Here is a 10,614-nt window from a genome sequence, read left to right as displayed (position 1 = left end):
AAAACCGGTCCGAGTGTCCACGATGACCTGAGACACACTGTCCACGATGTCTTGAGACAGAAATGTCCATTAAGTCATGAGACTCAACAGTGGCCTAGTGGGGACCCTAACTGATAGCTCAACGGGGCAGGCCTCCGACAGTGGCTGCTGTGTCAGCGCACCACCGGGGTCCCGGTGCCCTGTTCCTCGATCCGGGCAAACACTTCGGGTGAGGTCAGGTTCTCGCCCAGCCGGTTCGGCTTCCCGGCGCCGTGGTAGTCGGAGGACCCCGTGACCAGCAGCCCGTGCCGGTCCGCGAGTTTGCGCAGGAACACCCGGCCCTCCTCGGGATTATCGCGGTGGTCGATTTCCAGACCGGCCAGCCCGGCGTCGATCATTTCCCGGTAGACGCGCTCCCCCACGATCCTTCCGCGGGCGGACGCCACCGGGTGGGCGAACACCGGCACGCCGCCGGCGGCGCGGACCAGTTCGACGGCAAACGCCGGGTCCGGCGCGTAGTGCTGCACGTAGTAGCGTGAGTGCGAGGTCAGGATGGAATCGAATGCCTCGGTGCGGTCCGCCACCACGCCCGCGGCGACGAGGGCGTCGGCGATGTGCGGCCGGCCCAGGGTGGCACCGGGCGCCACATGGTGGATGACGTCGTCCCAGCTCAGTGGATAGTCCTCCGCGAGGAGGCTGACCATCCGCTCGGCCCGGGTGAAGCGGGCGTCCTTGGCCTTGGTGATTTCCTCCAGCAGCCCTGGGTGCGCCGGGTCGTGCAGGTAGCTGAGGAGGTGCACGCTGATCCCCTCCACCGTCCGGCAGGAAATCTCCATCCCCGGAACCAGCGCCACGCCGTGCCCGCGGGCGGCGAGGGCGGCCTCCGCCCAGCCGTCGGTGGAGTCATGGTCGGTCAGGGCGACGACGTCGAGCCCCGCCTCCGCCGCCGAGGCCATCACCGCGCCGGGCGCTTGGGTGCCGTCGGATACATTCGAGTGGGCATGCAGGTCGATCATCACCTCACCAGCCTAGTAGACCGCCGCCGCGGCGCCCGGGATGGACGCCGCGGCCTGTTGGCCTAAGCCGCTCCGCTGGTGAGACGATGGGACGGTGAAAGATGCAGATAACACCCAAGTCTCCGCTTCCCAGCCCCTCGATGAGCGCGTCAACAACCGCTCCCAGCGCCCCAGCTCCGACGCCTTTAAAGCGTTTATGGCCAGCAACTGGGCCCCGTCCCGCGAGCAGCTCCCGGAACGCGACGCCGTCGCCGGCCACGCCGCCACCCGCCGGCGCGCCATCTCAGAGCAGTTCCAGGGCGAACGCCTGGTCATTCCCGCCGGTCCGCTGAAGGTCCGCTCGAACGACTGCGACTACCGCTTCCGGCCGCACTCCGGTTTCGCGCACCTGACCGGACTGGGCCTGGACCACGAGCCCGACGCCGTGCTCATCCTGGAGCCCGTGGAGGCAGGCAAGGGCGACGACGGCGGCCACCACCACGCGACGCTGTACTTCCGCCCGCTGGCCGGCCGCGACACCGAGCAGTTTTACGCCGACTCCCGGGCCGGCGAATTCTGGATCGGCGCCCGTCCGAGCCTGGCCGAGTTCAAGGCCCGTCTGGGCCTGGACACCGTGGACATCAGCGAACTCGAACTGGGCATCACCAAGAACGTGGGCGCACCGGAAATCGGCGGGATCTCCATCCGGCTGGTGCGGAAGGTCGACGAGAACATCGACGCGCTCGTCGACACCGCCCGCTACAACACCGCCAAGGACCCGGAGAACCTGGACCTGGGCATCCTGGACGCCCTCGACGAGAAGCTCTCCGAGGCCCTCTCCGAACTGCGCCTGCTCAAGGATGAGTGGGAAATCGAACAGATGAAGACCGCCGTCGCCGCCACGGTGCAGGGCTTCACGGAGGTCGTCAAGGTCCTGCCGCGGGCACTCACCCACCAGCGCGGCGAGCGTGTCGTCGAGGGCGCGTTCTTCGCGCGGGCCCGGGAGGAAGGCAACGAACTCGGCTACGACACCATCGCGGCTTCCGGCAACAACGCCACGGTGTTGCACTGGACCCGGAACACCGGCAAGATCAACGCGGGCGAGCTGCTGCTGCTGGACGCCGGGGTGGAGGCGGATTCGCTCTACACCGCAGACATCACCCGCACCCTGCCGGCCAACGGCACCTTCTCCGAGATCCAGCGCAAGGTTTACGAGGCTGTGCTGGACGCCGCCGACGCCGGTTTTGCCGCCGCCCAGCCCGGCACCCGGTTCCGCGACATCCACACGGCCGCGACCACCGTGCTGGCGGAACGGCTGGCCGCCTGGGGCCTGCTCCCGGTCTCCGTGGACGAAGCCATCAGCGCCGAGGGCCAGCAGCACCGCCGCTGGATGCCGCACGGCACCAGCCACCACCTCGGCCTCGACGTGCATGACTGCGCCCAGGCCAAGCGCGAACTGTACCTCGACGGCGTCCTGACCCCCGGCATGGTCTTCACGATCGAACCCGGGCTGTACTTCAAGGACGAGGACCTCGCGATCCCGGAGGAATACCGTGGAATCGGCGTCCGTATCGAGGATGACATCCTCATGACCGCCGACGGCCCGGTCAACCTCAGCGCGGCCCTGCCCCGCAAGGCCGACGACGTCGAATCCTGGATGGCGGGAATCTACCAGGACGCTGACAGCCAGACGGCGTAATTCCGCGCTGGCCGGACGTCGCCGGCAATGTCACGCTACCGCTGACACGCAGAAGGCCTCCTCCCCGGATCACTCCGGGGCGGAGGCCTTCTGCGTTGCCGGTCAGTGCTGCGAACCGCCCTCGTCGGGACCGTGCTTGGGCGGATCGGTAACGCGGACCCCGTACTGCGGGCGGCCGTCCGGCAGGTCCGGGTAGGCGAACCCGGCAGGCTTGGCGACCTCTTCCGTTTCCGCCGCGGTATCGGCAGACCCTGCCGGCCGGAGGTGGGGCTCTTCCTGCGGGCCTGCGGCCGGCTGGTGGCCGGGCTGCTCGCCACCGTGCTCTTGTCCCCCGTGCTGCTGGCCGCCGGGCTGCTGGCCGCCGGCGTCGGGGGTGCGCTGGCCGTAGGGGTCGTTCCAGGCCGCGGGGCGCTGCGGGGCGTGGCCCTGCTGGCCCGGCTGCTGGGCACCCTGCCCGGGGCCGGGCTGGTAGGGCTGCTGCTGGTAGTCGCGCTGGGAGTATCCGGCGGACGCCGAGGCGTCATGCTGGGTCATCGGGAGCTGGTGGAGCAGGCGCCGCGCCTCGTTCGCCGCCTCAAAGGAAACGACAACGTCATAGTTCGTCGCCACCACCTGGCTCGTGGACGTGAAATCGCGTTTGCCCTTCTGCATGGCGTACGTGACGATGCCGAACAGCATAAAGAAGGCCGCACCCATGAGCACAGAGGTCACAATCGAGAAATACCCCGGTGTGGTGGAGAAAAAGGACAGCATGATGCCGACGAACAGGCCGAACCACATGCCGCTCAGTGCACCCGACAGGGCAACCCGGGGATAGGTCAGCCTGCCGGTGACCCGCTCCACCATCTTCAGGTCATTGCCGACAATCGAAACCATCTGCACCGGGAACTGCTGGTCCGCCAGGTAGTCCACCGCCTTCTGGGCATCCAGGTAGGAGTTGTAGGAACCGACGGTGTCGCCCTTGGGAACACTGCGGGCCTCGTCGGGGCCGCCAGCCCTGGGAGCACCAAAAATGTTTGACATACGCCTATTCTTACCTATCCGGCTGGGCACCGGCTGCAAATTCAGCTAAAAGAGAGCGGACTCGGTAGCCTGTACACGTGAGCACAAATCTTTCGCGGGTGTTTGTTGCGCGCCTCCTCGGACTTGACGTCTTTGACCCATTGGGCGACCGCCTGGGCAGGCTGCGCGACGTCGTTGTGCTCTCCCGCGGAACCCGGGGCGCCCCGCACGTGGTGGGCATCGTCGTCGAGGTCCCCGGGAAGAAGCGCGTTTTCGTGCCGATGACCAGGATCACCTCCATCGACCAGACCCAGATCATCTGCACCGGGCTGGTGAACCTGCGTCGGTTCGAACAGCGCGGCGCGGAAACCCTCGTGGTGGCCGAAATGTTCGACCGCCGCGTCACGCTCGCCGACGGCAGCGGCGACGCCATGATCGAGGACATCGCGATGGACAAGCACCGCTCCGGCGACTGGTTTGTCAGCAAGCTCTTTGTCCGCCGCGGCCATTCCCTCTCCCCGCTGAGCCGGCTGCGCCGCAACGAGACGCTGATCATTGACTGGGCCGACGCGCAACCGGACGCGCGCACCGAACCCCAGGCCGCCACCCAGTTCGTCGCGACCCACGAGGACCTGAATCCTGCGGACTTCGCCGAAGCCCTGCACGAGATGTCCGACAAGCGCCGCTTCGAGGTCGCCAGCGAACTGCAGGATGAACGCCTCGCCGACGTCCTGCAGGAGATGCCCGAAGACGACCAGGTGGAGATCCTCTCCGCCCTCGACGTGAACCGTGCCGCGGACGTGCTGGAGGAAATGGACCCGGACGACGCCGCCGACCTCCTCGCTGAGCTGCCCAGCGCGCAGGCCGAGCAACTGCTCCAGCTGATGGAACCTGAAGGCGCCGAAGACGTCCGCCGGCTGCTCGAATACGACGAGGATACCGCCGGCGGCCTGATGACCCCGGTCCCGGTTATCCTGCCCCCGGAAGCCACCGTCGCCGAGGCCCTGGCCCACGTCCGCCGCGAAGAGCTCTCCCCGGCCCTGGCGTCGTCGATCTTCATTGCCCGGCCGCCGCTGGAGACGCCCACGGGCCGGTTCCTCGGCGTCGTCCACATCCAGCAGCTGCTGCGCTACCCGCCGCCCGAGCCGCTGGGCAACCTGGTGGACAAGACCCTGGAGCCGGTGTCGGACCAGGCCCACATCAGCGAGGTGGCCCGCACGCTGGCGACTTACAACCTCAACTCGCTCCCCGTCGTCAACAGCGACGGTCGGCTTGTGGGGGCGGTGACTGTTGACGACGTGCTGGACCATCTGCTGCCCGATGACTGGCGCGCCCACGAGGACGATGTCCCGATCAGGAAGCTTGGAGGCCGCATTGGCTGATAACAGCACACCACGGAATCCCCACGTCCGGCCGGGCAGCAAATCGGCCAAGGGAAGCCTCGATACACCCCTGAGCGGCCGCCAGCGGATCCTGCCGAAGTTCTCACCCAACCCGGACGCCTTCGGCCAGACCACGGAAGGCTTTGCCCGCTTTATGGGCACGCCGCAGTTCCTGGTCTACATGACGGTGTTCGTCGTCCTCTGGCTCGTCTGGAACACCTTCGCCCCGTTGGAGTGGCAGTTCGACTCCCGGGCGCTCGGCTACACGCTGCTGACCCTGATGCTCTCGCTGCAGGCCTCCTACGCCGCGCCGCTGCTGCTCCTTGCCCAGAACCGGCAGGACGACCGTGACCGTGTCTCCCTCCAGCAGGACCGCCAGCGCGCCGAACGCAACCTCTCCGACACCGAATACCTGACCCGGGAACTCGCTTCGCTGCGGATCGCCCTGCGCGAAGTCGCCACCCGCGACTACGTTCGGGCCGAACTGCGCAGCCTGCTCGAGGACATGCTGGAGGCGCAGGAGGAACTGCGCACCCACGATCCTGCCGCCGGCGTCCACGAAACGCCGCGGGACAAGGTCAAGGAAAAACTGAAGGAACGCCGCGACAAGCAGCGCAGCCCCCGGACCCAGCAAATGCCGCGGATCAAGTCCGACAGCAAGAACGACCGCAAACCCGCCCAGAAGCCCGGCACAGCGCCGGACACGATCCAGGACACCGTCCAGGTTGCCGGGCCGGACAATGCCGGCGCCCCGGCGCACCCCGCTTCCCCCGAGAACTGAGCAGTCACCGCATGAACCCCAGCCAGAGCAGCAGCGCCCAGGGCGTCCCTGCGGCCTCCCCACTGGCCGGGGCCGTGCAGGCCGCCCTCGCCACCGTCGTCGATCCCGAGCTCCGCCGTCCCATCACTGAGCTCGGCATGGTGGACGCCGTGGAGATCTCCGACGGCGGCCGGGTGCGGGTCGCGGTGCTGCTGACGATTGCCGGCTGCCCGCTGCGCGGAACCATCACCGCCGACTGCGAGGCTGCGGTGTCCGCCGTGCCCGGGGTCACCGGCGTTGAGGTCGATCTGTTGGTCATGACGCAGGCGCAGCGCGACGCGCTCAAGGAGCAGTTACGCGGCGCCGGCGGGCAGCGCGGGATCCCGTTCAACGACCCCGGCTCGCTGACCAAGGTCTACGCCGTCGCGAGCGGCAAGGGCGGCGTGGGCAAGTCCTCCGTGACGGTGAACCTCGCCTGCGCGCTGGCCGCCCAGGGGCTGCGCGTCGGGATCGTCGACGCGGACGTCTACGGCTTCTCCGTACCGGCGCTGATGGGCATCACCCAGGCCCCCACCCGGGTGGATGACATGATCCTGCCGCCGGTGGCGTACGGGGTCAAAGTCATCTCGATCGGCATGTTCGTCACCGGCAACCAGCCGGTCGCGTGGCGCGGGCCGATGCTGCACCGGGCCCTGGAGCAGTTTCTCACCGACGTCTACTTCGGCGACCTCGACGCCCTGTTCCTGGACCTTCCGCCCGGTACCGGCGACATCGCCATCTCGGTGGCCCAGCTGCTGCCCAAAGCCCAGATCCTTGTCGTGACCACTCCCCAGGCCGCTGCCGCGGATGTGGCCGAGCGGGCGGGCGCCATCGCGACGCAGACGGGCCAGAGCGTCGCCGGCGTCGTGGAAAACATGTCGTACCTGGAACTGCCCGACGGCGGCCGGATGGAGCTGTTCGGAAGTGGCGGCGGCGCTGTGCTCGCCGAGCGGCTGTCCGCTACGGTCGGCACGGACGTTCCGCTGCTGGGACAGATCCCGCTGGACATCCTGCTGCGCGAGGGCGGCGACGCCGGGGTTCCCCTGGTGCTGGGCCGTCCCGAAACGCCGGCGGCCGTAGCACTGCTCGACATCGCCGGCAGGCTCGCCTCGGTCCCGCGCGGGCTGAGGGGAAAGCCGCTGGGCCTGCAGCCCCGCTAGGTCGCTTCGGAATCGAAGGGCGCCGGCTCGCCATCCGGGAGCCGCTCGACAATCCGGGCCGGCGGGCGCTCCGCGGCCGCCGCGGCGGCTGCGGCCACGGTGGCTACCGCCGGGGCACCGGCGCTGACCGGCTTGGTGTCATCGTCCAGCAGCGCTTCCTTGATGATCCGGCGCGGATCGTACTGCCGGGGGTCGTACTTCTTCCAGTCGACGTCATCGATATCAATGCCGACTTCTTCCTTGATCTGCTCCCGCGCGCCCGACGCCATCCGGCGGACTTCCTTGACGATGTTGGCAAGTTTCTGGGTGTATTCGGGCAGCCTGCTGGGACCAATCACCAGAAGGCCGATGATCAGCAGAAGCAAAAATTCCGGTCCATTGATTCCAAGCACTGTAGGAAGATTACCCTCTCAATCGGGGCTGGGACGATTCGGCCGCGACACACGGCGCATGCCCCCGCGGCTGGTGCCCCTGCCGAGATGAGATTTCGCGCCCCTGTGCGGAGCAGTCCGTGGGCGCGAGCTCTCACCTCGGGCCGGCATCGGCCGGTCAGGGGGCCAACAGCTCCATAATCCTGCCCAGGCCGCGCTCCAGCCGCGCGGTGAAATTGCTCCCGGCGCCGTCGACCGTTTCGACGCGCCCGGGTCCCCCGCTGCCGGCCGGCCCCGCTGCCGCGGCACGGGCCCGCACGAGGGCGGCCACGCCGTCGTCGGCCTGCTCGGCCGGCTGGTCCGAGACGTACGTGAAGGTGACGTCGCCCGTCTGGTAGATCGCGGCGAAAGGGGCAGCGGGATGGACCCACAGCGTCCCGCGGCCGCCCCCCGCCCCGTCGCCCGTCGCGTCAGCCACCGCGGGCACTGCTACGGGCACCGCTGCGGAGGTGAAGCCATCCGACGTCGCCGGGCGGCCTGTGAGCACGTTGACCGGCGCCGGCGGGGCCGTGCGCGGCCCGCCGCCTGCGTTGCCGGACTGCCCGGGCACGCCGCCGTGCTGTGCTTTGCTGTCCTGTACTTTAAGGTCCTGTGCGCTGATGCCCTGGGCGCCGTGCTGTTCCAGGACGGTGGCGAAATTCCGGCCGTCGGTGAGGCGCAGTTCCAGGATGTCGCCGCCGGCGAGCACCCCGGCTCTGGCCCAGATGAGATGGTAGCCGAGTTCGCGCAGCTCGGGGCACGTCCAGCCCTCAGAGCGCAGGGAGGCGAGCTGTTCGTCCGTGAGTGCTCCGGCCGGCGTGAAATCGGGTTCGCCGGTGAGGCTCCACCCGGTTGGTGCCCCGGGCCCGGCCTGGACGGCGGAGGCAGCCCCGGAAGCGGCCAGGTCGCGCTGCAGAAACACCGGGGCGGGCGCTCCTGCGGCCGTACCCGCGCGGTCCCCGCCCATCAGGTAGGCCGATCCACCGAGCAGCGCGGTGGCGGCCGCCACGGTCCCGGCGACGAGTGCCGTTGCCCGGAGGGCAGGACGGAATCGGCGGGCAGGACGGAACCCTTGGGAAGAACGGAATCCGCGGGCCTCCGCCGGCGGGGCGCCTGGAGGTTCGTTGCGGGCCAGGTCCGCGGTGCGTGCCAGCAGACGTGCGGTGAGGTCATCGCTGGCCACGGGCACTTCGGCGCCGCGAAGCCGCTCCAGGTACTGGCGTTCGCGGCGCTGCCGGAGCCGGCATTCCGTGCATGAGTCCAGATGCCTGGGCCGCCGTTCGTGCGGGCCCCGGAGCAGTCGTTTCAGCAGACGCATTGCCTGGTTCAGAGGAGACCGGCGATGCGCGGCATCTTCAGCCGCGGCTTCAGCGAGGCCTTGGCGGCCTGCGGCCGCGGATCGCGGTGTGCGAGCTTCTCCCGCAGCATGGTCCGGCCGCGGTGGATCCTGGAGCGGACCGTGCCGAGCTTGATGCCCAGCGCCACGGCGACCTCGTCGTAGGACAGGCCCTCCAGATCGCAGAGGACGACGGCGGCGCGGAAATCCGGGGGAAGTTCCTCCAGGGCGGCCTGCACGTCGACGTCCAGGTTGTTGAACTCGAAGCTCTGCTCCGGGCCGGGCTCGCGTCCGGGCAACCGGGATTCGGCGTCGTCGGCCAGTGGGTCGAAGCGGATCCTGCTCTTGCGCCGCGCCTGGTCCAAAAAGAGATTGGTGGTGATCCGGTGCAACCACCCGTCAAGCGTTCCCGGCTTGAAGTTCTCCAGCGAACGGAAGACACGGACGAAAACTTCCTGGGTGAGATCCTCGGCGTCGTACTTGTTGCCGGTGAGCCGGTAGGCGAGGCGGTATACCTTCGCGGAGTGGTTGGCCACCACTTCCTCCCAGGTGGGCCGGACCCACTCGGCCTCCGCCGCGGGCTGTGACTCTTCAGTTGCAGGGACAGCTGCCACTATCGACATTGTCCGCTCCCCTCGTGGATGGTGCTTACGCCGTGGACGGTGCTTGCGGCTGCAAGCTCCTGCATCCTTGATTCGGCGCCGATCACCTCGCGGATGAGCGGATTTCCATCATTTCAAATCAAGCTGGGAATTTCCTGACGCTGGCGGGCCTTCCGCCCACGGCAGAACCGGCCCCCGGGGCCGCAGTGTGACCGCCGCAGCAGGGGCGCCTCCCGGCGGGGTACCAGCTGACACAGTACGCTGGGGGGATCAAACCCCCTGCCGCCCAGAAAGCGAAATCCATGAGCGCCGATAAGTCCACGAGCTGGTCCTACGCAGAAGATCTGCCTGCCGAGGATGAGGTCCTGTTGCACGCGCGCGAACGGTCCTTCGAACTGGGAGTCACCCCCGTCGGTCCGGGCGTCGGAGCCGTCCTGACCGTCCTGGCCGCCGCCTCCAAGGCCCAGACCGCTGTCGAAATCGGCACCGGCGCGGGCGTCTCCGGCGTCTGCATCCTGCGCGGCCTGGGGCCGCACGCCGTTCTGACCACCATCGACGTCGACGTCGAACACCTCAAAGCCGCACGGGAAGCGTTCCAGGAAGCCGGCAGCCCGGCCAACCGCACACGGACCATTTCCGGCCGGGCCCGCGACGTCCTCCCCCGGCTGACGGACGCCGCCTACGATCTGGTCTTCATCGACGCCGACAAGCCGAACTACCCCGGCTACGTGGAGCAGGCCATCCGCCTGCTCAAGTCCGGCGGACTGCTGATCGTCAACGATGCGCTGGATAAGGACCGTGTCGCCAACCCGGCCGCTCGGGACGCCACCACTGTGGTCCTGCGCCAGGTGGGCCGTGCCATCCGCGATGACGACCGCCTCGCGTCGGCGATGCTGCCCACCGGTGACGGCCTGCTGGTCGCCGTCAAGAAGTAGCCGTGCGAGAGTAGCGGTCGGGAACTCACGGTCGGGGGCAGCGGCCAACTCCGCCGCAGGTCTGCAAAAAGCGGGCGGGGTCTGCAGCCATCCGGCTGCGGACCCCGCCCGCTGTTAAAAGTTCCGTGATGCTATTCGGTAACGCCGACGAGGCATTCCTTCAGGTTGGCAGCTTCGGCGGAATTGAGTTCGACCACGAGCCGTCCGCCGCCTTCGAGCGGGACGCGCATGATCAAGCTACGTCCTTCTTTGGTAACTTCCATCGGGCCGTCGCCGGTGCGTGGTTTCATTGCCGCCATAAGGAATATCCCCTCC

At 68.5% G+C, this 10,614-nt stretch carries 11 protein-coding genes; 5 read left to right on the top strand and 6 right to left on the bottom strand.

Features of this window, described 5'->3' with window-relative positions; all coding sequences use genetic code 11:
- Window positions 1-152 precede the first annotated feature (152 nt).
- Complete coding sequence (locus tag ACZYZ3_RS12995) at window positions 153-998, bottom strand: PHP domain-containing protein (protein ID WP_463964227.1); 846 nt, start codon at window positions 996-998, stop codon at window positions 153-155.
- Window positions 999-1,089: 91 nt separating this feature from the next.
- Between ACZYZ3_RS12995 and ACZYZ3_RS12990 the strand changes: the two genes are divergently transcribed.
- Window positions 1,090-2,673 (top strand): aminopeptidase P family protein, encoded by a 1,584-nt coding sequence (locus ACZYZ3_RS12990; protein WP_463964226.1) that lies wholly within the window; start codon window positions 1,090-1,092, stop codon window positions 2,671-2,673.
- Between the two features lie 102 nt (window positions 2,674-2,775).
- On the opposite strand, the gene ACZYZ3_RS12985 is transcribed toward ACZYZ3_RS12990, so the two are convergent.
- Window positions 2,776-3,696, bottom strand: a complete 921-nt coding sequence (locus ACZYZ3_RS12985; RefSeq protein WP_463964225.1) for a YflT domain-containing protein — start codon at window positions 3,694-3,696, stop codon at window positions 2,776-2,778.
- Window positions 3,697-3,773: 77 nt separating this feature from the next.
- Here ACZYZ3_RS12985 and ACZYZ3_RS12980 point away from each other — a divergent pair, with 77 nt between their 5' ends.
- The 3 genes from ACZYZ3_RS12980 to ACZYZ3_RS12970 are packed head-to-tail and all read left to right on the top strand — an operon-like array spanning window position 3,774 to window position 7,016.
- Window positions 3,774-5,057: a magnesium transporter MgtE N-terminal domain-containing protein gene (locus ACZYZ3_RS12980; protein ID WP_463964224.1), complete on the top strand. Its 1,284-nt coding sequence runs from the start codon at window positions 3,774-3,776 to the stop codon at window positions 5,055-5,057.
- Window positions 5,020-5,838: a DUF1003 domain-containing protein gene (locus ACZYZ3_RS12975; protein ID WP_463964223.1), complete on the top strand. Its 819-nt coding sequence runs from the start codon at window positions 5,020-5,022 to the stop codon at window positions 5,836-5,838. Before ACZYZ3_RS12980 ends, ACZYZ3_RS12975 begins: the two co-directional genes overlap by 38 nt.
- Window positions 5,839-5,849: 11 nt before the next feature.
- A complete protein-coding gene (locus tag ACZYZ3_RS12970; RefSeq protein WP_463964222.1) occupies window positions 5,850-7,016 on the top strand; it encodes an Mrp/NBP35 family ATP-binding protein in 1,167 nt (388 codons plus the stop codon).
- Here ACZYZ3_RS12970 and ACZYZ3_RS12965 read toward each other — a convergent pair.
- The 3 genes from ACZYZ3_RS12965 to sigE form a co-directional block, all read right to left on the bottom strand.
- Window positions 7,013-7,408: a twin-arginine translocase TatA/TatE family subunit gene (locus ACZYZ3_RS12965; RefSeq protein ID WP_463964221.1), complete on the bottom strand. Its 396-nt coding sequence runs from the start codon at window positions 7,406-7,408 to the stop codon at window positions 7,013-7,015. The two genes, ACZYZ3_RS12970 and ACZYZ3_RS12965, sit on opposite strands and share 4 nt — an antisense overlap.
- Window positions 7,409-7,565: 157 nt before the next feature.
- Window positions 7,566-8,744 (bottom strand): hypothetical protein, encoded by a 1,179-nt coding sequence (locus ACZYZ3_RS12960; protein ID WP_463964220.1) that lies wholly within the window; start codon window positions 8,742-8,744, stop codon window positions 7,566-7,568.
- An 8-nt stretch (window positions 8,745-8,752) separates the two neighbouring features.
- Window positions 8,753-9,385, bottom strand: a complete 633-nt coding sequence (gene sigE / locus ACZYZ3_RS12955; protein WP_463964219.1) for an RNA polymerase sigma factor SigE — start codon at window positions 9,383-9,385, stop codon at window positions 8,753-8,755.
- Window positions 9,386-9,666: 281 nt separating this feature from the next.
- On the opposite strand from sigE, the gene ACZYZ3_RS12950 reads away from it, so the two are divergent.
- Window positions 9,667-10,299 (top strand): O-methyltransferase, encoded by a 633-nt coding sequence (locus tag ACZYZ3_RS12950; protein ID WP_463964218.1) that lies wholly within the window; start codon window positions 9,667-9,669, stop codon window positions 10,297-10,299.
- 131 nt (window positions 10,300-10,430) lie between these two features.
- On the opposite strand, the gene ACZYZ3_RS12945 is transcribed toward ACZYZ3_RS12950, so the two are convergent.
- Window positions 10,431-10,598, bottom strand: a complete 168-nt coding sequence (locus ACZYZ3_RS12945) for a DUF3117 domain-containing protein (protein WP_160664543.1) — start codon at window positions 10,596-10,598, stop codon at window positions 10,431-10,433.
- Between the last annotated feature and the right edge of the window lie 16 nt (window positions 10,599-10,614).

Source organism: Pseudarthrobacter linnaei (genome assembly GCF_055412825.1).
Note: the sequence above shows the minus strand (reverse complement) of the source record. Positions and strands in the feature narration are given on the sequence as shown.